At 70.9% G+C, this 23651-nt stretch carries 19 protein-coding genes; 18 read left to right on the top strand and 1 reads right to left on the bottom strand.

Features of this window, described 5'->3' with window-relative positions:
• The first annotated feature begins 42 nt into the window (after window positions 1–42).
• The 10 genes from argC to VGZ23_03845 all read left to right on the top strand — a co-directional run bounded on the left by argC (window position 43) and on the right by VGZ23_03845 (window position 10426).
• A complete protein-coding gene (argC, locus tag VGZ23_03890; protein HEV2356737.1) occupies window positions 43–1089 on the top strand; it encodes an N-acetyl-gamma-glutamyl-phosphate reductase in 1047 nt (348 codons plus the stop codon).
• Between the two features lie 32 nt (window positions 1090–1121).
• Complete coding sequence (argJ, locus tag VGZ23_03885; protein HEV2356736.1) at window positions 1122–2339, top strand: bifunctional glutamate N-acetyltransferase/amino-acid acetyltransferase ArgJ; 1218 nt, start codon at window positions 1122–1124, stop codon at window positions 2337–2339.
• A gap of 7 nt (window positions 2340–2346) precedes the next feature.
• Window positions 2347–3264, top strand: a complete 918-nt coding sequence (gene argB, locus VGZ23_03880) for an acetylglutamate kinase (protein HEV2356735.1) — start codon at window positions 2347–2349, stop codon at window positions 3262–3264.
• 36 nt (window positions 3265–3300) lie between these two features.
• Window positions 3301–4521 (top strand): acetylornithine transaminase, encoded by a 1221-nt coding sequence (locus VGZ23_03875; protein HEV2356734.1) that lies wholly within the window; start codon window positions 3301–3303, stop codon window positions 4519–4521.
• Between the two features lie 31 nt (window positions 4522–4552).
• On the top strand, window positions 4553–5821 hold the full coding sequence (locus tag VGZ23_03870) for an argininosuccinate synthase (GenBank protein ID HEV2356733.1): 1269 nt from the start codon (window positions 4553–4555) through the stop codon (window positions 5819–5821).
• A 16-nt stretch (window positions 5822–5837) separates the two neighbouring features.
• The gene (argH, locus tag VGZ23_03865) at window positions 5838–7337 is read left to right on the top strand and encodes an argininosuccinate lyase (GenBank protein HEV2356732.1); all 1500 of its coding nucleotides are present in this window, start codon (window positions 5838–5840) and stop codon (window positions 7335–7337) included.
• A complete protein-coding gene (gene argR, locus VGZ23_03860; protein ID HEV2356731.1) occupies window positions 7334–7873 on the top strand; it encodes an arginine repressor in 540 nt (179 codons plus the stop codon). The genes argH and argR overlap by 4 nt, the downstream gene beginning before the upstream one ends.
• A 54-nt stretch (window positions 7874–7927) precedes the next feature.
• Window positions 7928–8437 (top strand): rRNA maturation RNase YbeY, encoded by a 510-nt coding sequence (gene ybeY, locus VGZ23_03855; protein HEV2356730.1) that lies wholly within the window; start codon window positions 7928–7930, stop codon window positions 8435–8437.
• Window positions 8437–8964 carry a diacylglycerol kinase family protein gene (locus tag VGZ23_03850; GenBank protein HEV2356729.1) on the top strand — a complete coding sequence of 176 codons (528 nt, stop codon included), beginning with the start codon at window positions 8437–8439 and terminating at the stop codon, window positions 8962–8964. The genes ybeY and VGZ23_03850 overlap by 1 nt, the downstream gene beginning before the upstream one ends.
• Window positions 8965–9103: 139 nt before the next feature.
• Window positions 9104–10426 (top strand): hemolysin family protein, encoded by a 1323-nt coding sequence (locus VGZ23_03845; GenBank protein HEV2356728.1) that lies wholly within the window; start codon window positions 9104–9106, stop codon window positions 10424–10426.
• A gap of 22 nt (window positions 10427–10448) precedes the next feature.
• On the opposite strand, the gene VGZ23_03840 is transcribed toward VGZ23_03845, so the two are convergent.
• On the bottom strand, window positions 10449–11585 hold the full coding sequence (locus tag VGZ23_03840) for an SIS domain-containing protein (protein HEV2356727.1): 1137 nt from the start codon (window positions 11583–11585) through the stop codon (window positions 10449–10451).
• On the opposite strand from VGZ23_03840, the gene VGZ23_03835 reads away from it, so the two are divergent.
• From VGZ23_03835 to VGZ23_03800, 8 genes are all read left to right on the top strand, one after another.
• On the top strand, window positions 11584–12033 hold the full coding sequence (locus VGZ23_03835) for a cytidine deaminase (protein HEV2356726.1): 450 nt from the start codon (window positions 11584–11586) through the stop codon (window positions 12031–12033). The genes VGZ23_03840 and VGZ23_03835 overlap by 2 nt on opposite strands.
• Entirely contained in the window at window positions 12020–12829 is an 810-nt protein-coding gene (recO, locus tag VGZ23_03830; protein ID HEV2356725.1) for a DNA repair protein RecO, read from the top strand. Before VGZ23_03835 ends, recO begins: the two co-directional genes overlap by 14 nt.
• A 153-nt stretch (window positions 12830–12982) precedes the next feature.
• A complete protein-coding gene (locus VGZ23_03825; GenBank protein HEV2356724.1) occupies window positions 12983–13225 on the top strand; it encodes a hypothetical protein in 243 nt (80 codons plus the stop codon).
• 9 nt (window positions 13226–13234) lie between these two features.
• Window positions 13235–14119, top strand: coding sequence for a glycine--tRNA ligase subunit alpha (locus tag VGZ23_03820; protein HEV2356723.1), 885 nt, complete (start codon window positions 13235–13237; stop codon window positions 14117–14119).
• A complete protein-coding gene (gene glyS / locus VGZ23_03815; protein ID HEV2356722.1) occupies window positions 14109–16298 on the top strand; it encodes a glycine--tRNA ligase subunit beta in 2190 nt (729 codons plus the stop codon). The genes VGZ23_03820 and glyS overlap by 11 nt, the downstream gene beginning before the upstream one ends.
• A 132-nt stretch (window positions 16299–16430) precedes the next feature.
• Complete coding sequence (ppdK, locus tag VGZ23_03810) at window positions 16431–19115, top strand: pyruvate, phosphate dikinase (protein ID HEV2356721.1); 2685 nt, start codon at window positions 16431–16433, stop codon at window positions 19113–19115.
• Window positions 19116–19240: 125 nt separating this feature from the next.
• Complete coding sequence (locus VGZ23_03805) at window positions 19241–20311, top strand: deoxyguanosinetriphosphate triphosphohydrolase (GenBank protein HEV2356720.1); 1071 nt, start codon at window positions 19241–19243, stop codon at window positions 20309–20311.
• 509 nt (window positions 20312–20820) lie between these two features.
• The gene (locus tag VGZ23_03800) at window positions 20821–23649 is read left to right on the top strand and encodes a tetratricopeptide repeat protein (protein ID HEV2356719.1); all 2829 of its coding nucleotides are present in this window, start codon (window positions 20821–20823) and stop codon (window positions 23647–23649) included.
• The last annotated feature ends 2 nt before the right edge of the window (window positions 23650–23651 follow it).

The following is a 23651-nucleotide window of genomic DNA, read 5'->3' as shown; positions in this document are numbered from 1 at the left end:
GTCTGTATGATTATGCTATCGTTTGAAGGATCGGGGGCGCGGATGGCGGTCCGGGTCAGTGTGATCGGAGCATCGGGCTACGGCGGGGCGGAGGCGGTGCGCCTGCTCGCCACCCATCCCGACGTCCGTCTGACGCACCTGACGGCCGAGACCCACAAGGGCCGGCCCTTCTCCGACCTCTACCCCAACCTGCGCGGCTTCGTGGATCTCGTCACCGAGGAGGCGAACGCGGCCGCGATCGCGCCCGACTCGGACGTGGTGATCGTGTCGCTTCCGAGCGGGAAGGCCATGGCGCAGGTGCCGGAGCTGCTCGAGCGCGGTGTGCGGGTGATCGACGTGGCCGCCGACTTCCGCCTGCGCGACCCCGCCGAGTATCCGGTATGGTACAAATTCGAGCACCGGGCTCCCCGGTATCTGGCCGAGGCGGTATACGGGCTGACCGAGCTGCACCGCGGCGAGATTCCGGCGGCGCGCCTCGTCGCCGACCCGGGATGCTACCCGGCGGCGGCGCTGCTCGCGCTGGCGCCGTTTCTCAAGCCGGGCCTGATCGCCCGGGACGGCATCGTGATCAACGCGGTCTCCGGCGTCTCGGGCGCCGGCCGGGGCGGAGCCGCGGGCGGCTACGGGTACTCGGAGACGAACGAGGATCTGCGCCCGTACTCGGTGGCCACGCACAATCACACCGCGGAGATCGAACAGGAGCTCTCGACCCAGGCGGGCGGCCCGGTTGCCGTGACCTTCGTTCCGCACCTCGCCCCGATGACCCGCGGAATTCTCGTGACCGCGTACGCGCGGCTCGCGCGTCCGGTGGATGGGGCCGCGGTCCAGGCGCGGCTGCGCGACGCCTACGCGGGTGAGCCGTTCGTGCGGGTGCTGCCGGACGGCGCCCTGCCCCAGACCAAGGCGACCCTCGGCAGCAACTTCTGCGATGTCGCGGTGCGCGTCGACGCCCGCACCGACACGCTCGTGGCGATGGCCGCGATCGACAACCTGGGGAAGGGCGCGGCCGGCCAGGCGGTCCAGAACCTGAACGTCATGTGCGGACTGCCGGAGGATACGGGGCTCCGGACGCCCGGCGTGTACCCGTAGCGGATCGCGGCGGGGGAAGGGGAGGAGGCGGCATGGCGGAGGGGGTGTCGCGGTTGATCCAGGGCGGCGTGACGTCCGCGCAGGGCTTCGTCGCGGCCGGCGTGCACTGCGGGATCAAGCCGCAGAAGAAGGACCTCGCGCTCGTGTTCTCCCGCGTCCCGGCCGGGGCGGCCGGCGTCTTCACGTCCAACAAGGTCAAGGCGGCGCCGGTCCTCCTCGACATCGAGCGCATCCGGACGGGGCGCGGCCAGGCCGTGGTGCTCAACAGCGGCAACGCCAACGCCTGCACCGGAGAGCAGGGGATGCGGGACGCCCGGGAGATGGGGCTCCTCACGGCCCAGGGGCTCGGCATCGCCGAGGACCTGGCGTACGTGTGCAGCACGGGCGTGATCGGCCGGCCGCTTCCGATGGACGCGGTGCGCCACGGCATCCCGGAGGCCGTGCGCCTGCTCGGCCCGGACGGCGCCGCCGCCGCGGAGGCGATCATGACGACCGACACGGTGCCGAAGACGGCGGCGGTCCAGGTGCCCATCCACGGGCAGGTGGTGACCGTGGGCGGCATGACGAAGGGCGCCGCGATGATCCACCCGCAGATGGCCACGACGCTCACCGTGCTGACCACCGACGCCGCGGTGGCGCTCCCGCTGCTCCACGCGGCGCTGCGCCGGGCCGCCGACGTCTCGTATAATCGGATCACGATCGACGGGGACCAGAGCACGAACGATACGATCCTCATGCTGGCCAACGGCGAGGCCGGGGCGCCCGAGATCACCGAACCCGGCGAGGCGCTCGATGCCTTCGAGGCGGCGCTCGCGGCGTGCGCCACGAACCTCGCGCGCATGATCCCGCGGGACGCCGAGGGCGGAACCAAGTTGATCGAGGTCACGGTCCGCGGCGCGCAGAGCGAGGACGATGCGTACCGGGCGGCGCGGGCGGTCGCGCTCTCACCGCTCGTCAAGACCGCGATCTACGGCCGGTCGCCGAACTGGGGCCGGATCTTCGTCGCGGTGGGCGCCTCCGGCGCGGAGGTCCAGCCGGAGCGGATGTCGGTGCGCATCGGCCCGGTGCTCGTCGCCGACCGCGGCGGCCCGGCGGGCGAACCGGAAGGTCTGGAGGAACTCGTCCGCTACATGGCCGGCGACACCGTCGCGGTCGTGGTCGATCTCGGGCTCGGCAAGGCCGAGGCGACGATGTGGACGAGCGACCTGACCGAAGAGTATGTGAAAGAGAACGCCCACTACCTGACGTGAGGACGCGATGAGCCGGATCCCGGCGGCGGCAACGGGCGAGACCGACCTCGCGGGCAGCGTGATCGCCCAGGGGCTCCGGTACGTCAATGCCTGGAAGGGCAGGACGGTCGTCGTGAAGTTCGGCGGGAGCGTCCTCGACGTCGCCCCCCATCGGGGGCAGGACGGCCGGGCCACCCTGGCCGGCGATCTCGTGCTGCTCAAGGGCGCCGGCATCGATCCGGTGCTGGTCCACGGCGGGGGGCCGGAGATTACGCGCATGCTCGAGCGGCTCGGCAAGCCGTCCACGTTTGTGCAGGGGCTCCGCGTGACCGACGCCGAGACGATGGACGTCGTGGAGATGGTGCTGGCCGGCCGGGCCAACAAGTCGTTGGTCTCGGCTGTCACGCAGGCCGGCGGGCGCGCGGTCGGGCTCAGCGGGAAAGACGGGCGCATGCTGCTCGCGAGGAAGTACCGGGCCGAGGTCGACCTGGGCCAGGTCGGCGAAGTGGAGGCGGTCGACCCGGGACTCGTGCGCGCGCTGAGCCGCGACGGGTACATTCCGATCATCGCCTCGATCGGCATCGGCGAGGACGGGGCGAGCTACAATCTGAACGCCGACACCGCGGCCGGGGCGCTGGCGGTCGCGGTCGGCGCGAGCAAGTTCATCCTGCTGACCGACGTCGACGGGGTGTATCGGGACCCCGGCTTCGCGGGGCGGGGCGGCGGCGACGCGCGCACGCCGGTGTCGGAACTGCGCGCGGCCGACGCCGAGGCCATGATCCGCGACGGCACGATCAGCCGCGGGATGATTCCGAAGGTCGCGGCGTGCCTCGACGCGATCCGCGGGGGCGTGCCGAGCGCGCACATCATCAACGGAACCGTCCCGAACGCCCTGCTGGTGGAACTGTTCACCGAGCGCGGGATCGGGACGATGCTCACGCCGTAGGCGCAGGGACCGGACGCGGTTTTCCAGGAGGGGCAGATGACGACGCGCGAGATCGTGGAGTTGAGCGGCCGGGTTCTGGCGCCGAACTACCGGCGGGCGCCCGTGGCGTTTCGGGAGGGCCGCGGGATGCGGCTCTGGGACCTGGAGGGCAAGGAGTACCTGGACTTCGTCGCCGGGATCGCCGTCGACGTGCTCGGGCACGCGCATCCGCGCCAGGTGGCGGCGATCCAGCAGCAGGCGGCCCGGCTCGTGCACGTCTCCAACCTCTTCCAGATCCCGGAGCAGGCGCGGCTCGCGGAGCGCCTGGTGGCGGTGACCGGCATCGCGAACGGCCGGGTGTTCTTCTGCAACAGCGGCGCGGAGGCCGCGGAGACCGCGATCAAGCTGGCCCGCAAGGCCGGCCGGGCGCGCCGGGGGGCCGACGTCTACGAGATCATCGTGGCGAGCCACAGCTTCCACGGCCGGACGATGGGCGCGCTCGCGGCGACGATGAATCCGAAGTATCATGAGGGATTCGAGCCGATGCTGCCCGGCTTCGTGGAGGTGCCGTTCAACGACCTCGGGGCCGTGGCGCGGGCGGTGGGGCCCAAGACGGCCGCCGTGCTGATAGAACCGGTGCAGGGCGAGGGCGGCATCCATCCGGCGAGCGATGCGTTTCTCGGCGGGCTCCGCCGGCTGTGCGATGAGCGCGGCCTGTTGCTGGTGCTCGACGAGATCCAGACCGGATTCGGGCGGACGGGGCGGTGGTTCGCCTACCAGCACGCCGGGGTGACCCCCGATGTCCTGGCGCTGGCGAAGGGCCTCGGCGGCGGAGTCCCGATCGGCGCGGTCGTGGCGCGCGATGAGGTCATGCAGGTCCTGCAGCCGGGCACGCACGGCACGACGTTCGGCGGCAATCCGCTGGTCTGCGCCGCCGCGCTCGCCGTGATCGACACGATCGAGGCGGAGCGGTTGGTGGAGAACGCCCGGGAGACCGGCGCGTATCTGATGGGCCGGCTCAGCGAACTGGCCGCGCGCACGCCGGCCGTCACCGAGGTCCGGGGCCGCGGGCTCATGGTCGCGGCCGAGGTGACGCTGCCGTCCGAGAAGGTCGTCGCGGCGTGCCTGGCCCGCGGCCTGCTGGTGAACAACGTCCGGCCGACCTCCGTGCGCTTCGTGCCGCCGCTGATCGCCACGCGCGCGGACGTCGATCGCGCGATCGAGCTGTTCGAGGCCGCGCTCAAGGACGTGACGGCGCAGGCTCCGGCGCCGGCGTAGGCCGGCGACACGCGCCGTGAAGGAGAGTTACATGGGACAGCCACGGAACATCGCGCTCGCCTACAGCGGAGGGCTCGACACCTCCGTCATCATCCCCTGGCTCAAGGAGCGGCATCCCGGCGCGCGGGTGGTCGCGGTGGTCGCGGATGTCGGCCAGGGCGACGACTTCGATCAGGTCAGAGACAAGGCGCGCCGGAGCGGCGCCGACGCGGTCCACGTCGTGGACGTGCGGCGGATCTTCGTCACGGACTACATCATGCCGGCGCTGCGGGCCGGTGCCGTCTACGAGGGCCGGTATCTGCTCGGGACGTCGCTCGCGCGGCCGCTGATCGCGCGCGTGCAGGTCGAGGTCGCCCGGGCCGAAGGGTGCGACGCGCTCGCCCACGGGTGCACGGGCAAGGGCAACGATCAGGTTCGGTTCGAGCTGGCGTATCAGGCGCTGGCTCCGCAGCTTAGCGTGATCGCCCCCTGGCGCGAGTGGACGCTCGGGTCCCGCGAAGAGGAGATCGACTACGCGCGGGCCCACGGGGTCCCGGTGCCGGTCACCCGCGAGAAGCCGTACAGCATGGACCAAAACCTCTGGCACCTGAGCTTCGAGAGCGGCGTGCTGGAGGATCCCTGGACCGAGCCGCCGGCCGAGATGTTCCGGCTGACGGTGGACCCGGCGAAGGCCCCCGAGGCGCCGGAGTACGTCGAGATCGGGTTCGAGCGCGGGACGCCGGTGGCCGTCGACGGCCGCCGGCTCGATCCCGTGGATCTCGTGGCCGCGCTCAACCGCCGCGCGGGCGCGCACGGGGTCGGGCGGGTCGACCTCGTGGAGAACCGCCTGGTGGGCATGAAGAGCCGGGGGGTGTACGAGACGCCCGGGGGGACCGTGCTCATGGAGGCGCATCACCATCTCGAGACGATCACACTCGACCGGGAGACGCAACACTTCAAGGCGCTCGTGGCGCCGCGGTACGCCGAGCTCGTCTACTACGGGCTGTGGTACTCGCCGCTGCGGCGCGCCCTCGACGCGTTTGTATCGTCGACCCAGGAGACGGTCTCGGGCAGCGCGCGCGTGAAACTCTACAAGGGCACGTGCACGGTGGTGGGCCGCCGGGCCGACCGGTCGTTGTACAGCCACGCGCTGGCGACCTTCGGGCGGGGCGCCGGCTACGACCAGAAGGACGCGGAGGGGTTTATCCGGCTCTTCGGCCTGCCCACCAAGGTCTTCGCCGGCACGAATCCGGAGAGTACGCAGGACCCGTCGCCGATTCCGCTCCCCTCCGGCGACGTCGCGGCCGGGGGACGGCGCTGACCCGGAGACGCGCGTCATGAACGAACGGCCGCGTGGACGGCCCCCCGAGGAGCCGGCGACCGCCCGGATGTGGGGCGGCCGGTTCCGGGGCACCATCGATCCAACGGTCGCCGCATTTACGACCTCCCTGCCGTTCGACCGCCGGCTGTACCGCGCCGACATCCTCGGCAGCATCGCCCACGCGAACATGCTGGGACGGTGCCGGATCATCGAGACCGACGAAGCCGACCAGCTCGTCCGCGGCCTGGGTGAGCTGCTCCAGGAGATCGACGCCGGCATGCTCGCGATCCAGGGCGCGGAAGACATTCATTCGTTTGTCGAGGTCCAGCTCCGCACGCGCCTCGGCGATGTCGCGGGGCGCCTGCATACGGCCCGGTCGCGCAACGATCAGGTCGCGACCGATCTGCGCGTGTATCTCAAGGGCGAGATCGTCACGCTCGTGGGACGGACTGTCGCGCTGCAGCAGGTCCTGCTCGCACTCGCCGAGTCGCACCCGTCGGTGATCATTCCCGGCTACACCCACCTGCAGCGGGCCCAGCCGGTGCTTCTCGCCCACCACCTCCTGGCGTATGTGTGGATGCTGCAGCGCGACGCGGAGCGCTTTCGGGAGGTGTTCGCGCGGACCGACGTCCTGCCGCTGGGCGCGGCGGCGCTCGCCGGCACCTCGTACCCGATCGACCGGCAGATCGTCGCCTCGCTGCTCGGATTCTCGCGGGTCGCGGAGAACAGTCTCGATGCGACGGCGGACAGGGACTTCGCCGTCGAGTTCATCGCGGCCGGGTCGCTCCTCATGTCGCACCTGTCGCGGCTCGCGACCGAGATCGTCCTGTGGGCGACCTCGGAATTCGGGTTCGTCGAACTGCTCGACACGATCAGCAGCGGCAGCAGCATCATGCCGCAGAAGAAGAACCCCGACGCCGCGGAGCTGGTGCGCGGGAAGGCCGCCCGCGTCCTCGGCGACCTCACCGCGATCCTGGCGATGCTGCGCGGGCTCCCGCTCGCCTACAACAGCGATCTGCAGGAGGACAAGGACGCCGTCTTCGACACCGTCGATACCGTCCAGGCGAGCCTGCAGGTCATGGGGATCCTCCTCCACGGCATCCGCTTCGAGGAGGCGCGCATCGCCGCGCACCTGCGCGGCGGGTTCATGGGGGCGACGGAGCTCGCGGACTACCTGGCGCGGAAGGGCGTGCCGTTTCGCGAGGCGCACGAGCTCGTCGGCCGCATCGTCCTCTACGCGCAGGAGCATGGGCGCGAACTCTGGGAGCTTTCGCCGGACGAGTACCGGGAGTTCAGTCCGCTGCTCGCCTCCGACGTGCCCGATCTCACCACGCCGGCCGGCGCGGTCGCGACGAAGCGCTCCGAGGGCGGGACCGCGCCCGAGCGCGTGACCGAGCAGATGCAGGCCGCCCGAGGTGCGGTCACACGCACGCTGTCGTGGCTGGCCGGGCTGCCCGCCGTGCCCGCCGAGCGGGCCACCGTGGCGCCGCCGCACGGCGGCGGAAAGTCCGCGTGACGATGGCGGTGGATACCCCCCGCGTCGCGTCCCCGCCGAAGCGGGCCGCCGCACCCGGCCGGCGGGAGGCCACGCGTGCCGAGCGCGAGCGCCGGATTCGCGACATTCTCGGCCGCCACGCGATCGAGACCCAGGACGATCTGGTCGAGCGGCTGCGGCAGGAAGGCCTCGCCGTCACGCAGGCGACAGTGTCGCGCGACATCAAGCGCATCGGCCTCGTCAAAGTTCCGCTGTCCGGCGGGCGCTCCCAGTACGTCGCCCCGGAGCGGCCGTCGCCCGCCGACGTCCTGCGGCGATTGCACCACGCGGTGACGGAGTACGTGCTGTCCGTCGACGCCGGGGACGACCTCGTGGTGGTGCACACCCTCACCGGCCGCGCCAACGCCGTCGCGGCGGCCATCGACGAAATGCAGTGGCCCGACGTCGTTGGAACCGTGGCCGGCGATGACACGATTCTTATCGTGCCACGCCGCCGGCCGGTGCGGGGCCGGGTGCTCGCGATGCTGCGCCGCGTGATGGAGGGCGAGGCGCCGTAGGCCAGCGCAGGGGTCGTGTCCGGGCGGACCGAATGACATCGGGCGGGTCCGTTTATGGACGTCATCGTCACGAATCTGCAGCACCTTGCCGTGGACGCGAAGTTCATCCGCGCCGTGGTCCTCCAGGCTCTTCGGCTGCACGGGTACCGCACGCCGCCCGACGTCGGCGTCGCCCTCGTGGATGACGGCTACATCCGCATGCTGAATCGTGAGTACCGGGGCGGCGACCACGCCACCGATGTGCTTGCCTTTCCGCTGGATGCGGACGACGGCCGGGCCGGGGAGAACGATGTGAACGAGCCGGTGCTCGGCGACATCGTGATCTCCGTGCAACGCGCGCGAGAACAGGCGCGGCAGTTCAAACATCCGCTGCGCCGGGAAGTCGCGCTGCTGGCGATTCACGGGCTGCTGCATCTCCTGGGCTACGACGACGAGACCGAGGCGGCCGCCTCGGCGATGTGGGCCCGGCAGAAGGAGCTCCTCGAGACGATCCTCGATACCGGGCTGCCTCCCGCGGGTGTTCCGCCGCACCCGCCGCGCCGGGGCGGGCGGGACAGACGGTAGTGCGGCCGGCCTCCCGCATTCGCGGGACGGCGGCGCCTCCGGATCCGGGAGGGGCGCGCCGCGCGCGATCCTTCCGCGCCGCGGTCGCGTGCGCCCTGCACGGCGTGCGGGTGGGCGTCCGCCGGCAGCCGAATCTCCGCGCCCACATCGCGATCGCCGGGCTGGTCCTACTCGGCGGGGCGGCGGCGCGGCTCTCCGGCCTAGAGCTCGCGGTGCTGGCCGGGGCGATCGGCCTGGTGCTGTCCGCGGAACTGCTCAACACCTCGATCGAGCTGCTGACCGATCTGGTGTCTCCCGGCGACGATCCGCGCGCCGGCGCCGTCAAGGACGTGTCGGCCGGGGCGGTGCTCGTCGCCTCCGGAAGTGCCGTGGCGCTGGGGGTGTTCGTCGCGCTGCCCCACGTCTGGCCGGCGGCCCCGATCGCGGGACGCGCCGCCGCCGCGCTCGGGACCGCGTGCCTGATCGTGTTCGCGATCGCCGCGCGCGAAAGTCCCACCGCAGGGGACGGCGGCGGGTCCGAGCCCTGAGCCGCCGCGCCGCGGACCTGCCGGCACAAATGGTATAATGACGGGCGTTGGATATAATAATCGTATTGATGACTCGCCCTGTGCGCACCGGCCCGCATCCCCGCGCACATACCGGCGCCGCGGCTGAAGGGTAGGGATCGTGGGCCTTCGTTTTGCCGCCCTCGGCGTACTGATCCTCTGCGGCGCGTTCTTCGGCGCCGCGGAAACCGCGCTTTTTGCCGCGAACCGCATGGCCCTGCGCCGGCTGCGCGACGCCGGCGACCGCCGTGCGCGCGTGGCCCACCGGTTGTTGGAAGATCCCGGGAACCTCCTCACGACGCTGCTCGCCGGCAACACCATCGCCAACGTCGGCTCGTCCGTCGTGGCGACGTCCATCGCCCTCAGCCTCCTCGGCCGCCGGACCGGGGAGCTCGTGGCCTTCGTGGGCGCGACGGTCCTCGTTCTGATCCTCGGTGAGATCGCACCGAAGACGCTCGCGGTGAGGTACGCGGACCGGTTTGCCCTGCGCGTGGCGGGACCCGTGCGGACGGTGAGCCTCGTGCTGACGCCGCTGGTCCGGCTGCTCTCCCTCGCCGGGACGGCGATCGCGCGCCCCTTCGGCGGGGCGATCACGCCGCGCGCCCCCCTCGTGACGGAGGATCAGCTGCGCTTCCTCGTCCAGGTCGGGGAAGAGGAGGGCGTGATCGAGGAAGAAGAGCGCGAGATGATCCACTCGATCTTCGAGTTCGGGGACACGCTCGTGCGGGAGGTCATGCGGCCGCGCGTCGACATCGTCGCGGTGCCGGCGAGGGCGACCATCAACGAGGCCCTCGGTCTCGTGATGGAGTACGGCCACTCGCGGATCCCGGTGTACGAAGGGAACATCGATCACGTCATCGGCATCGTCTACGTCCGCGATCTCCTCCCGGCGCTCCGGCAGGGCCGGCTCGACCAGCCGGTCCGCGAAGTCCTGCGGCCGGCGTTCTTCGTGCCGGAAGCCAAGAAGGTGGACGAGCTGTTCCGGGAGCTGCAGCGGCGGAAGGTCTCGATGGCGATCGTCGTCGACGAGTACGGCGGCACCGCCGGGCTCGTCACGATGGAGGACCTGCTCGAGGAGATCGTCGGCGAGATTCAGGACGAGTACGATCTCGAGGAGAAGCCGATACAGCTGATCGACGACCGCACGGCCGTCGTAAACGGCCGGACGCCGATCGACGAAGTAAACGAGATTCTCGGGCTGCAGTTGCCGGTCGAGGAAGTGGACACGATCGCCGGTCTGGTGTACGCGTTGGCCGGGCGCGTGCCCGTCCAGGGTGAGACCGTGTCGGTGCCCGGCGCCGAACTGCGGGTGGAGCGGGCGCTCGGCCAGCGCATCACCAAGGTCCGGATCACGCGGTCGACGCCGCCGGCGCCGCCCCCCACAGGGGGCAGGCCGGCGGAGGAAGCGACGATGCCGACCCGGGGCTCCGCCGCGGGCGCCTGAGACCTGCGCCGCCCTCCCCGCTTTAGAGCGTCACGCGCCGGTACGCCCTCGCAAACCGCGGGTCTTCGAGGCGAAAACTGTCCGGGTTGGTCCCGCGGGCGACGGCGAGGTGATACGCGAACAGCTGCACCGGGACCACGCACGTGAGCGCCGTGAACGGTTCCGGGACGGGCGGGACGCTCCAGCGCGCGGTCGGCCCGTCCGGCATTGTGGCGGTCCCGTCGTCGACGACGATCCAGGGGGCGCCGATCTCCTGGATCGCCCCGGCCACGTCCGCCACGCGGCGCTGCGCCGGACCGGCGGGCGCGATAAGGACGAACAGGTCGTCGGGCTCGCTCGACTGGAACGGTCCGTGCAGGATCGCTTCCGCGCTCATGCCCTCGGCGGTGAGGTAGGACGTCTCCTTGATCTTGAGCGCGCCTTCCGCGGCGGCGACGGCCCCGGGCCCGCCGCCGATGAGCCAGATCCGCCGGCTCGAGGCAAGCGCGCGGCCCCGCGCCGCGATGTCAGGTTCGAGATCGAGCGCGCCCCTCAGGGCGGCGGGCAGGCCGGTTTCGAGCACGGCCGGGTCGAGCGCCGCACGCCCGAGCCGCGCGCGCCCGACCCCGGCGGCCAGCACGCCGAGCGCGGCGACGGCCCCGGCGTAACTGACCGTGTGCGCGGACGAGCGTTCCTGGGCCACGGTGTGGAGCACGAGGCCGGCGTCCGCGCGGTCACCCCCGTCCGTCTGGGGTTCACCGGTGATGAGCACGGTGGTGCAGCCGGCCTCGCGTGCCCGCGCAAGCGCGTCGCGCGTGTACCGTTTCGTGCCGCGATGCGTGATCGTCACGACGGCATCGCGGGGGCTGAGCCGCGGCCCGTACAGCGCGAAATCAAAGGCGTGCACGGCCTGCACGGGAAGATCGCCGCCGTACGTGCGTACGAGGTGCTCGCCGGCGAGCGCGGCATGGTAGGAGGTGCCGATGCCGACGAGGTAGAGGCGGTCGCAGCGGGCGAGCCGCGGCACGAAGGCGTCGGCGGCGGGCGCCGTGCGCGCCGCCACCGCCGCGAAGGCGTCCGGCTGCTGCCGTATTGCATCGTACATATGGTACGGATGCTGGGTGCGGGGATTGGCCGCCGCAGCCGCGAAACCTGAGTCGACCTTGCGAGGGGTCTGCATGCCGTCGTCTCCGATCCGACAGGGTTCGACCTCGAAGATATCACGCGGGCGCGCGGAGTACAGCCGGCTCGTCCGGACCGCCCGCGCCGCGCGGCGGCGCGCCTACGCGCCCTATTCACGGTTCCCCGTCGGGGCGGCGGTGCTGGCCCGGGACGGCTCGATGTACGCCGGGGCGAACGTCGAAAATGCCTCCTACGGTCTGACGCAGTGCGCGGAACGGGTGGCGCTGCAGACCGCCGTCGCCGCCGGTCACCGGAGCCTGCGCGCCGTTGCGATCGCGGGGCCGGCCGGCCTGACGCCGTGCGGCGCGTGCCGTCAGGTCATGGCGGAGTTCGGGGTCGTCACGGTGATCCTCGCCCCTCCGAGCGGCCCGCCGGAGGTCGTCCGCCTCGCCGATCTGCTCCCGCGGCCGTTTGGAGGGGCTCGGTACGATCGTGCCGGTCTATAAGGCCGACGCGAACGTCCTGCGCCATCAGCCTGTCGGGGAAGCCGACCGGATCCTGACGCTCTTCACGCGCGAGTACGGCAAGTTGCGGGTGTCGGCCCGCGGCGTCCGCAAGACGACGAGCCGGCTCGGCGGCCGGGTCCAACCGTATACCCACGGCCGGTTTCTGCTCGCCCGCGGCCGGACGCTGGACGTCGTGGCCCAGGCGGAGTCCGTGCGGGCGTTCCCGGGGCTCCAGCAGGATCTGCTGCGCAGCGCGTACGCCGCCTACGTCGCGGAGCTGGTGGACCGGTTCCTGCCGGAGCGCGATCGCCATCCGGACGTGTTCGACACCGTCCTCGACGCGCTCGCCGTGATCGAGGAGGCCACGGAGGACGAGGCCGAGGTGTACGCCCTGTGGTTTTCGCTGCATCTCGCGGACAGCCTCGGGTATCGCCCGGAGATGGCGCAATGTGTCGCGTGCGGCCGCGCCCTGCCGGCCGGGGATCCGGCGGGCCGTAGCGCCGCCACGTGGGCGTTCAGCCCGGCCGCGGGCGGTGCCCTATGTCCGTCGTGTGCCGCGGACGTCGCCGGGGCGGTCCGCGTGGCGCCGGGGATCTTGGCGACGGGCGGCTACCTGCTCCGCGTCTCCGCGGACCGGGCCCGCAGGCTGCGGGTGCCAGACCGTCAGCGCCGGGACCTCGCTCGGCTCGTGCAGCAGCATCTCGAGTACCACCTCGACGGACGGCTCCGCGCCCCGGCGGTGATCGCGCGGCTCAGGCAGGCGGTCGCACCCCGTGCCGCCGCACCACGCGCATAGCGCGCTCGTTCTCTGTGCATTGGGATATCGGCCTCACCGTCGCGACACTCCTGGCCATTGCGGCCGGCGTGCGGTGCTGGCGACGATCGGGCTCCTGCCGCCGTAGGAAGCGACGGTGGGGCATGATAAGATAGACCCACGGAGGTGATCCCTTTGGAAATCGATCTCGAGCGGGCGAAGCGCGCGCTGATCCATTTTGGCTCGGCGTTGGAAGAGGCCCAGCAGGTCGTGCGCAACACTCGGCCCGGAATCGTGCGGGTTCACACCGACGACAAGGTGTTCGAACTGCCGCTGACGTGGGCCGCGGTCGGCCTCGCGGCGTTCGCGGTCGCCAGCGTGCTGACGCAGCTGCCGTTGCGGAGGGAACGCGAAGAAGAACCGCTCGGCATCGGATAGCGTCGGATAGTGACCTTTCAGGACCTCCTCATCGGCCTGGAGCGATTCTGGGCGGCGCAGGGTTGCGTGATCGCGCAGCCCTACGACGTCGAAGTCGGGGCCGGCACGATGCATCCCGCCACATTCTTGCGCGCCCTCGGGCCGGAGCCCTGGCGGGCCGCCTACGTCCAACCCAGCCGCCGGCCGGCCGATGCCCGCTACGGGGAGAATCCGAACCGCCTCTACCAGCACTATCAGTACCAGGTGATCCTGAAGCCCTCGCCGGACGACGTGCAGGACGTCTACATCCGGAGTCTCGAGACCGTCGGCGTTCGTCCCCGCGACCACGACCTCCGGTTCCTCGAAGACAACTGGGAATGGCCGACGGGCGGCGCCTGGGGCGTCGGCTGGCAGGTCTTCCTCGACGGGCAAGAGATCAGTCAGTTCACCTACTTTCAGCAGGTCGGGGGCCTTGATCTGCCGCTCGTCGCGGCGGAGCTGACCTACGGAACGGAGCGGATCGCCCAGTTCATCCAGCGAAAGGCGAGTGTTTTCGACCTCGAATGGGCGCCCGGTATCACCTACGGGGAGATCCGGCGGCAGGAGGAAGTGGAGCAGTCGGCCCACGCGTTCGCCTCGGCCGACGTCGCGACGCTCCGCGCCCTGTTCGACGCCTACGATCGGGAAGGGCAGCGGCTGCTCGAGGCCGGCCTCGTGCTGCCGGCCTACGAGCAGCTCTTGAAGTGCTCACACGCCTTCAACCTGTTGGACGCGCGTGGCGCCGTGGGCGTCGCCGATCGCGCGAGCCTGCTCGGGCGCTGCCGGGTCATCGCGCGGGGGTGCGCGGAGCGGTACCTCGCGCAGCGCGAGTCGATGGGGTGGCCGCTTTTGCACGAGGAGACGCATGCCGGTTGACCGTGCGGAGTCCGCGCGGCCGCGGCGCCCGGGGCACGCCCGCCTCGTATTCGAGATCGGGACCGAGGAACTGCCGCCGGCAGCCGCCTGGGACGGGGCCCGCCAGCTGCGCGAGATCGCTCCGCCCGCGCTGGCGGAAGCCAGAATCGAATCCGGCCAGGTCGCCGTCTATTCGACCCCGCGCCGCCTCGTCCTGACCGTGGAGGACGTGGCGCTCCGCCAGCGCGACAACGTTCGCGAGGTGCGCGGTCCCGCGGTGCGGGCCGCCTTTGCCGCCGACGGAGGTCCGACCGCCGCCGCGGAGGGATTCGCGAGGGCGCAGGGTGTCGACGTGGCCGCGCTCGAGCGGCGGACGACCCCGCAGGGAGAGTACGTGTACGCGGTGCGGCGTGAGGCGGGCAGCCAGACGGTCGCCGCGCTCGCCGGGCTGCTGCCGGCACTCGCCGGCCGGCTGACCTTTCCCCGGGCGATGCGGTGGGGCGCGGGGACGGTGCGGTTCTCGCGGCCGGTGCGGTGGCTCCTCGCACTGCTCGGAGACGACGTCGTCCCGTGCGCGTTCGCCGGCGTCGCCGCCGGGCGCGAGACGGCCAGCCACCGCACCCTGCACCCCGGCCGTGTCTCCGTGCCGTCGGCGGAACACTATGAGACCGTCGTGCGGACGGCGCGGGTGCTGCTCGATCCGGATGAGCGGCGGCGCCGCATCATCGCCGGCCTGCGGCGGGCCGCCCGGAGCGCGGGCGGCCGCCCGATCCTCGATCCCGGGCTGCTCGAGGAGACCGTGCAGCTCGTCGAGTGGCCGACGGCGTTTGCGGGCCGCTTCAACGCCGGCTTCGAAGTCCTCCCCCGCGTGATCCTGATCACGGTGATGCAGCACCATCAAAAGTACTTTGCCGTGGAGAACGCCGAGGGCGCGCTCCTGCCGGCGTTTGTCGCGGTCCGCAACGGGGGGACGCGGGGGCTCGACGGCGTGCGCGAAGGCAACGAATGGGTGCTGCGCGCCCGCCTCGCCGACGCCCGATTCTTTTTTGAGGCGGACCGCGCGCAAACGCTCGAGGCCCGTGTGCCGGGTCTCGAGGACGTGATGTTTCTCGAGCCGCTCGGCACCATGGCCGCGAAGACGGGACGACTTCGCACGCTCGCCGGACGCCTTTCCGCGGCCCTTCGGGACGACGCGGAGGTCGCGGCGGCGTTGGACCGCGCCGCGCTGCTCGCCAAGGCGGATCTTCTGACGCGCGTCGTGCGCGAACTGCCGGAGCTGCAAGGCGCCGTGGGCACGCTCTACGCGCGCCTCGACGGCGAGCCGGACGCGGTCGCGGACGCGATCGAAGAGCAGTATCTGCCGCGCGGCGGCGTCCTGCCCCGCACGGCCGTCGGCGCGCGCCTCGCGCTGCTGGACCACGTCGACACGCTCGCCGGGGCCCTGTCCGCCGGCCTGGTGCCGAGCGGCTCACAGGATCCCTACGGGCTGCGCCGTGCCGCCGGTGCGATCGTCACGATCCTGCTCGACCGGCAGTGGCCGAGCACCCTCTCCGAGTTGGCGGGCTACGCGCTCGACGCCTACGGCGTCGACGCCGCCGCGATCCGCGCCCGCGTGCTCGACGCCGTGCTGGACCTCGCGCGCCAGCGGCTGCGCGCCGCGCTCATCGAGGAGGGCATCAGCTACGACACGGTCGACGCGGCCCTCGCCGCCGGGCTGGACGCGCCGCCGGATGCCGCGGCCCGGGCCCGCGCGCTGTGGACCTTTCGGCGCGCCCCGGAGTTTCCCGCCACCTACACCGCGTTTGATCGCGCCGCCCGGATCGTGCCGCCGGGGTTCGAGGCCGAGATCCGGGAAGATCTGATCGCGGCGGCGGCCGAACAGGACCTGCTGGACGCGGTCCGCGCCGCGTCGGTCTCGGGCGCCGCCCTCGACGGGCGGGAGCCGCCGCCGCGGGCGGTGGCGGGCGATCTGACCGCGCAGTACGAGCGGCGGCTGCGCCGTCTCGCGGCGCTCGCCGGCCCGGTCGACCGGTTCTTCACCGACGTGCTGGTCATGGCCGAGGACGAGGCGATCCGGCGCAACCGCCTGAGCCTGCTCGCCGGGGTGGTGCGCCTGGTGCGGCCGATCGCCGATCTGTCGCGCCTCGTCGTTGCCGAGACGCGTCCGGAAGGAAAGCCGGCGCGTGTCTCCCAAGCATGAAGTGTCTGGCGTCTCCCAGGCTGTACAAGTCCGCCACGTGAGGTGACATCGCTCATGGCCATTCGTCTCGGGACCAAGCCCCGGCGCGCGCCCGGCCGCCGGGATGGAGCCGGCAATGCTTCCCGCGCGGGGATGAAACCCATCTGGCTCTTCGAAGAGGGCAACGCCTCGATGCGCGACCTGCTGGGCGGCAAGGGCGCCGGCCTGGCGGAGATGAGCCGGGTGGGCCTGCCCGTGCCGCCCGGATTCACGATCACCACGGCCGTGTGCAACGCGTACCTCGCGAACAAGAAGACGTTTCCGGCGGGGTTGATGGCGGACGTGCGGCGCGCCCTGGCGATCGTGGAGCGCAAGATGGGCAAGCGGTTCGGGGATCCCAAGAACCCGCTGCTCGTCTCGGTCCGCTCGGGCGCCAAGTTCTCGATGCCCGGCATGATGGACACGGTCCTGAACCTCGGCCTCAATCCGGAGACCGTGCGCGGCCTCGCCGCGCTCACGGACAACGAGCGTTTCGCCGCGGACGCGTACCGGCGGTTCGTGCAGATGTTCGGCAAGATCGTCCTCGGCGTCCCCGGCGACAAGTTCGAGCACCTCCTCGAGGGGCTCAAGCAGCGGGTCGGGGCCCACCTCGACACCGATCTCACCGCCGTGGACCTCCGCGAGCTGGCGGCCGCGTTCATGGAGCTCATCAAACGGGAGACGGGGGTGACGTTTCCCACGGACCCCGGGCAACAGCTCGAGATGTCCATCCGCGCGGTCTTCGATTCGTGGATGGGCCGGCGCGCGGTCGACTACCGCAACTTCAACAAGATTCCGCACGACCTCGGGACGGCCGTCAACGTCCAGGCGATGGTCTTCGGCAACATGGGGCAGGACAGCGCGACGGGCGTCGCGTTTACCCGCAACCCGGCGACCGGCGAGAAGGGGTTGTACGGCGAGTACCTGCCGAACGCCCAGGGCGAAGACGTGGTCGCCGGCATCCGCACGCCGCATCCGATCAGCCAGCTGCAGACCGAGATGCCCGGGGTCTACAAGCAGTTCCTCAAGGTGGCGCAGATGCTGGAGCGCCACTACAAAGACATCCAGGATCTCGAGTTCACCGTCGAGCGCGGCCGGCTGTGGATGCTTCAGACCCGCAACGGCAAGCGGACCGCGCAGGCCGCGGTCAAGGCCGCCGTCGACATGGTGCGCGAGCGTCTGATCGGGAAGGACGAAGCGCTGCTCCGCGTGGAGCCGGAGCAGATCTACCAGCTGCTGCTGCCGCGATTCGATCCGGACGACAAGACGGCCGCGGAGCGCGAAGGGAAGCTGCTGGCCCGGGGCCTCAACGCCTCGCCGGGCGCGGCGACCGGCATCGCGGTCTTCGATCCCGACACGGCGGTCGAGTTGGCGGCCACCGGGCAGGCCGTAATTCTCGTTCGTCCCGAGACGAATCCCGACGACGTGCACGGGATGCTCGTCGCGCGCGGCATTCTGACCGCCCGCGGGGGCGCCACGAGCCATGCCGCGGTCGTGGCGAGGGGGCTCGGCAAGCCGTGCGTCGCGGGCGCGGAGGCGATCCGCGTCGATCCGGACGCGCGGCAGTTCAGCGTGGACGGCACCGTGATCCGGCAGGGCGAGTTCGTGTCGATCGACGGGACGACCGGCGAGGTCTTCGGCCGCGCCATCCGCACGATCGACCCCGACCTCGCCGGCGACGCCGATTTGCAAACGCTGCTCGGCTGGGCCGATCGGACGCGCCGCCTCGGCGTGTGGGCCAACGCGGATTACCCGCGGGACGCGGAGCGGGCCCGCGCGTTCGGCGCCGAGGGCATCGGGCTGTGCCGGACGGAGCACATGTTCTTCGAAGAAGAGCGCCTGCCGATCGTGCGCCGGATGATCCTCGCCGAGACCGACGCGGAGCGCCAGCGTGCGCTCGACGAGCTGCTGCCGGTGCAGCGGCAGGACTTCATCGGCATCCTCCGCGCGATGACGGGGCAGACCGTCGTCATCCGTCTGATCGACCCGCCGCTGCACGAGTTTCTGCCCCGCTACGACGAGCTGCTGGCCGAGGTGGTCGAGCTGCGCGTCCGCGGGAACGATCCGGCGGGCCTCGCCGAGAAGGAGCACCTCCTGCGCGCCGTCCAGGGCATGCGCGAGCAGAATCCGATGCTCGGGCTGCGCGGGATTCGCCTCGGCCTGCTCTTCCCGGGGATCATCGACATGCAGGTGCGGGCGATTCTCGAGGCGGCGTGCGCCCTCGCCAAGGACCGCGTCAAAACCCACGCCGAGATCATGATCCCGCTGGTCGGGCACGTGAACGAGCTGCGGGTCGTCGAGGAGCGGCTGCGGCCGCTGGCCCGGCAGGTGATGCGGGAGCAGGGCGTCCGCGTCGCCTACAAGTTCGGGACGATGATCGAAATACCCCGCGCCTGCGTCGTGGCCGGGGAGATCGCCAAAATCGCCGAGTTCTTCTCGTTCGGCAGCAACGACCTGACCCAGTTGATTTTCGGCTTCAGCCGGGACGACGCGGAGGGCAAGTTCCTGCTCGAGTACGTCAAGCGCAAGATCTTGCCGGAGAACCCGTTTCAAGTTCTCGACGTCGACGGCGTGGGCGTGCTGATCGACATGGCGGTGCGGGAGGCGCGCAAGGTCCGTCCCGATCTCGAGCTCGGCATCTGCGGCGAGCACGGCGGCGACCCGGCGAGCATCGACTTCTGCCACAAGGTGGGGCTGACCTACGTCAGTTGCTCGCCGTTCCGAGTGCCGACGGCGCGTCTCGCCGCGGCGCAGGCCGCGCTGCGGGAGCGGCGGACCCGCGCCGAGCGCGACAAGTAAGACGGCAGGTGAGACCGCGGGCGGCCGGTGCCGGCCGCTCGTGAGGCCGGTCTCGCACCACCGGCCTGCGAGTAGAGGGAGACAGACGGCGGGAACGGGGCGGAGCGGATGCGGCGAGACCGGTCGTGAACCCCCGCGAGACCACGGAGACGTGGGAGAAGCGGCTTCTCGCGCCGTACGCCGCCCGGAGCGCCGCGTCGCGCGGACGCGCCCGCCCGGAGGACCGCGATCCGATCCGCACCGAGTTCCAGCGCGACCGCGACCGGATCGTACACTCGAAGGCCTTCCGCCGGCTGATGCACAAGACGCAGGTCTTCATCGCGCCGGAGGGCGACCATTACCGGACGCGGCTCACCCACACCCTGGAGGTCGCCCAGATCGCCCGGACGATCGCCCGGGCGGTGCGGATTAACGAAGATCTCACCGAGGCCATCGTCCTGGCCCACGATCTCGGCCACCCCCCGTTCGGGCATGCCGGCGAAGAGGTCCTCGACCGGCTGATGGCATCCCACGGGGGCTTTCGCCACGACGTGCAGAGCCTGCGCGTCGTGGAGGTGCTCGAGCGCCGCCGGCGGCGGGACGGGGTGATCGAGCAGGGCCTCAATCTGACGTGGGAAGTCCGCGACGGGATCGGCGGTCATTCCAAGGGCCCGCAGGACCTGGAGACGCTGCCGCCGATCGACGACGTCCCGGCCGACGCGCTGCCCCATACGGTCGAGGGCCAGCTGGCCCGCGTCGCCGACCGGATCGCGTACGTGCACCACGACACCGACGACGCGATCCGCGCCGGATTGATCGATGAGCGGGACGTTCCGTTTTCCGTGCGCGCGGTCCTCGGGGAGACCCGGGGGCAGTGGGTCGACTCGACGGTCCGGGATATCGTGGCGCGGTCGACCGACCAGCCGCGGATCCAGATGAGCGAGCCGGTCCGCGGGGCCCTCAACGAGCTCAAAGATTTTCTCTTCGAGCGCGTCTATCGCGGGTCGACGGCGAAGGCCGACGTCGCCAAGGCCCAGCGGCTGCTGCGCGAACTGTTCGAGTATTTCGTCGAACACCCGGAGGAAATGGGCGAGTCCCCCGAGTCGGGCCGGACGAGCGTGCAGCGCGCGGTGTGCGACTTCCTCGCCGGGATGACGGACCGGTTCGCGATCCGGACCCACGAGCGGCTGTTCGTGCCCCGCGCCTGGGCGGGGTGACGTGACGGAGTCCCTGCAGCGTCGGCTCGAGCAAGTGCGTCACGCGATGTCGGTCTTGGAGACGCAGCGCGCCACGCTCGGCGCCGCCGTCGTCGATCCCGCGCTCGCAGCGCTCCGCCAACAGCTTGCCGCGCTCGAGACGGAGGTCCCGGCCCAATCCGGGCCGTTCGAAGAACGCCGCGTCATCACGATCCTCTTTACCGATATCGTCGGCTCGACCGCGCTCGCGCACAACCTCGACCCCGAAGAATGGCGGCAGACGGTTGCGAAATTGCACTCCGCCATCGGGACGATCATCCGGGGCCATCACGGCATGGTGGCCCAGTATCTCGGCGACGGTCTCCTTGCCCTCTTCGGCGCCGAGGCCTCCGGCGAGCGTGATCCGGAGCATGCGATTCTCGCAGCGCTCGAGGCGCAAAGCGCAATCGCGGCGTGGAATGGGGCGCCTCCCATTCAGATTCGAGTGGGAATCCACACCGGTCTCGTCGTGGTCGGCGAGTTGGGCTCGGATGCGAAAAGAGAGTTTCACCGCGACGGGCGATGCGATGAACGTGGCGGCGCGCCTGCAGTCCGCCGCGCCTCCCGGCGGGATTCTCATTTCCCACGACACCTACCAGCATGTGCGCGGGGTGTTTTCCGTCACGCCGCAGCCGCCGCTCGTGGTGAAAGGCGCGCCGGAGCCGATCCAGACCTATCTCGTACGCCGTGCCAAGTCGAGGCCGTTCCGCACTCTCGCCCGGGGCGTGGCGGGCGTCCAAACGCGGACCATCGGCCGCGACCGGGAACTGCGGGCCCTCCAGGCCGCCTACCTGGACGCCGTCGAGAACCGGCGATTCGTGTGGGCGCAGCTTGTGGGAGACGCCGGAATCGGGAAGAGTCGCCTGCTCGACGATGTGCGCGAGTGGGTGGAGCTGCGACCGGAGGTCGTGCGCCTGTTCAGGGCCCGCGCCTATGCCGACGATCCGCGGCAGCCGTTTTCGCTGGTCCGCCGCATGTGGTTCGATCGGTTCCAGATCGCCGAAGATGCGCCGATTCCCCAGGCCGAGGCCAAATGGGTGCAACGCTTCCAGGAGCTAAGCAAGACCGACGCGGTCGAACCCGCACACGCGCTCGGTCTGTTGGTCGGCCTGCCGTTTGCCGAGAGTCCGCATATCGGGGCGATGCGCGGCGATCCGGTCCAGGTCAAGGGACGCGGCCTTGTGGTGAGCCGCGAGGTTTTGAAGATGATCCGGCGGGAACAGCCCGTTGAGTTTCTGCTCGAGGATCTGCAATGGGCGGATGCGTCGTCCTGGGAGTATCTCGTGCAGGTATTGCTCGCGGACGCGCCGTCCGACGAGGGGGCGCACGGAACCTTTGTGCTGGCCGCGGCGCGGCCGGAATGGACGCCGCCGGAAGAACTCCTTCGCCATCCCCGGTATGTGTCGACGGATCTTCAGCCGCTGTCCGACGAGGCTACGCGGGAGCTTGTGTCCGAGTTGCTGCGCGCCGTCGAGCACGTTCCCGAAGACGTTGTGCGCCTGATCGTGGAGCGGTGCGAGGGCGTGCCCTACTTCGTGGAAGAGGTGGTGAACTGGTTCCTGGACCGCGGCATCATCGATCGGACGCGCGATCCGTCGGGCTTTGTCTCCGCGCGCCTCAGGGAAACCCCGCTGCCGGCCACGCTGCAGCACCTGTTGTTCACGCGTCTCAGCGTCCTGAACGACGCGGAACGGGCTGCGCTGCAGCGGGGCGCGATTTTCGGCCGCAACTTCTGGGCCGGAGGACTGGAGGCCCTCGGGGTGCGCCGGCCCGATGCGCTCCTCGCGCCGCTGCAGCCGCGCGGCTTCGTGGAGGCGCAACCGGAATCGTCCTTTGAAGGCGACACGGAATGGAGCTTCCATCACATGCTGCTGCGCGACGTGACGTATGAGAGCGTGCTGAAGCGTGAGCGCGCCAAGTTGCACAAGGCCGCCGCCGCATGGCTGGAAGAGCAGGCGCGGAGGGCCGGCCGGCTCGACGAGTTCGCGGGACTGCTGGGCGAGCACGCGGAGCGCGCGGGTGACATGACGGCAGCGGCCGACCGGTATCTACAGGCAGGCGGCCGCGCCAAGGCACGCGGCGCCACCGTGGAGGCGAGGAAATTCCTGGATCGCGCGCTGGATCTGCTGCCGCCGGTCGACCGCGAGCGCCGCTGGCTGGTGCTGCTCGCGCGCGAAGAGGTCTTGGGGATTCTCGGTGAGCCGGATGCTTGGCGTGTCGACGTGGCGGAGCTGCTGGAACTCGCCGAGAGTCTGGACGACGATGCCCGGCGGGCGGAAGTCTATCACCGCCAGGCCGAGTATGCGCGCAAGACCGGTGACCATCGAGCGGGGTTGCGGGCGGCGGATGAGGCTATCGCCGCCGCGCGGCGCGCAGGTAATCCGTCAATTGAGGTACGGGCTCTGTCATTGAAGGTGCCGTCGCAAACGCGCCTCGGCGAGCTCAACGCCGCGGGGCAGACGGCGGAGGAGGCGCTCCGCCGCGCGCATGACCTGGGTGATGAGACGACTCTCGCACTCACCCTTTCGAACGTGGCTATCTACTATACCGAGTCCGGGGACGTTGCGCAGGCGCTGGTCTTGCACCGCCAGGAAGTGGAGATCTGGCATCGTCTGGGCAACCGCGCCCAGGAAGCCCGCGGCCTGGTCAACACCGGCGTGAACTACTGGCAACTGGGATTGTACAAGTTGGCTCGGACGACGCTGGAGCAGGCACTGGAGTTGGCCGGCGGGGTTGGCGCCCGCCGTTCGAGAGCGTACGCTCTCCAGAATCTCGGGTACGCGTGCTTTCGATTGCATGATGGGAGAACCGCGCGCCGCGTCCTCGAGCAATCGCTCGGTGAGATGGTGGCGGTGAACGACGCGTACGGTCGGGCGGGGGCGGTCACCTATCTCGGGTTCGTCCTCGAGCAATCCGGCGACGCGGCTGGCGCGGCGCGGCGGTTCGCGGAGGCGATAGGGATCTTTACCGATCTCGGCGGGCGTGCCGCCGTCGTTGAAGTTTCGGCCGGCCTGGCTCGCTGCGCCTTGGCCCAGGCTCACCTGGACGAAGCGCGGCAATATGCCGCGGACATCTGGGACTATCTCGAGGCGCACGGGACCAGGGGGATGTATTTTCCGGTGTGGGTGTACCAAAGTTGCGCGGAGGTCTTCGATGCCCTCAACGAACCGGACCGGGCCCGGAAAGCCGCCGAGGCCGGCCATCGCGAACTGATGGCTCGTGCCGCGGAGATCAGTGACCCTGATTGGCGCAGGGCGTTCCTGGAGAATGTGGCGGAGAACCGCGCGATCGTCGAGATGTGGGAGGAGCTCACCCCCTAGGG

This window comes from bacterium (assembly GCA_035945995.1).
Taxonomy (GTDB): domain Bacteria; phylum Sysuimicrobiota; class Sysuimicrobiia; order Sysuimicrobiales; family Segetimicrobiaceae; genus DASSJF01.
Note: the sequence above shows the minus strand (reverse complement) of the source record. Positions and strands in the feature narration are given on the sequence as shown.

What these genes read in the sequence shown, in the direction of transcription:
- VGZ23_03840 (HEV2356727.1), bottom strand. Translation starts at nt 11,585, where the DNA reads ATGCAGACCCCTCGCAAGGTCGACTCAGGTTTCGCGGCTGCGGCGGCC.
- argH (HEV2356732.1), top strand. Translation starts at nt 5,838, where the DNA reads ATGAACGAACGGCCGCGTGGACGGCCCCCCGAGGAGCCGGCGACCGCC.
- VGZ23_03800 (HEV2356719.1), top strand. Translation starts at nt 20,821, where the DNA reads ATGCGAAAAGAGAGTTTCACCGCGACGGGCGATGCGATGAACGTGGCG.
- VGZ23_03835 (HEV2356726.1), top strand. Translation starts at nt 11,584, where the DNA reads ATGCCGTCGTCTCCGATCCGACAGGGTTCGACCTCGAAGATATCACGC.
- VGZ23_03870 (HEV2356733.1), top strand. Translation starts at nt 4,553, where the DNA reads ATGGGACAGCCACGGAACATCGCGCTCGCCTACAGCGGAGGGCTCGAC.
- argJ (HEV2356736.1), top strand. Translation starts at nt 1,122, where the DNA reads ATGGCGGAGGGGGTGTCGCGGTTGATCCAGGGCGGCGTGACGTCCGCG.
- argB (HEV2356735.1), top strand. Translation starts at nt 2,347, where the DNA reads ATGAGCCGGATCCCGGCGGCGGCAACGGGCGAGACCGACCTCGCGGGC.
- ppdK (HEV2356721.1), top strand. Translation starts at nt 16,431, where the DNA reads ATGAAACCCATCTGGCTCTTCGAAGAGGGCAACGCCTCGATGCGCGAC.
- glyS (HEV2356722.1), top strand. Translation starts at nt 14,109, where the DNA reads ATGCCGGTTGACCGTGCGGAGTCCGCGCGGCCGCGGCGCCCGGGGCAC.
- ybeY (HEV2356730.1), top strand. Translation starts at nt 7,928, where the DNA reads ATGGACGTCATCGTCACGAATCTGCAGCACCTTGCCGTGGACGCGAAG.
- argC (HEV2356737.1), top strand. Translation starts at nt 43, where the DNA reads ATGGCGGTCCGGGTCAGTGTGATCGGAGCATCGGGCTACGGCGGGGCG.
- VGZ23_03875 (HEV2356734.1), top strand. Translation starts at nt 3,301, where the DNA reads ATGACGACGCGCGAGATCGTGGAGTTGAGCGGCCGGGTTCTGGCGCCG.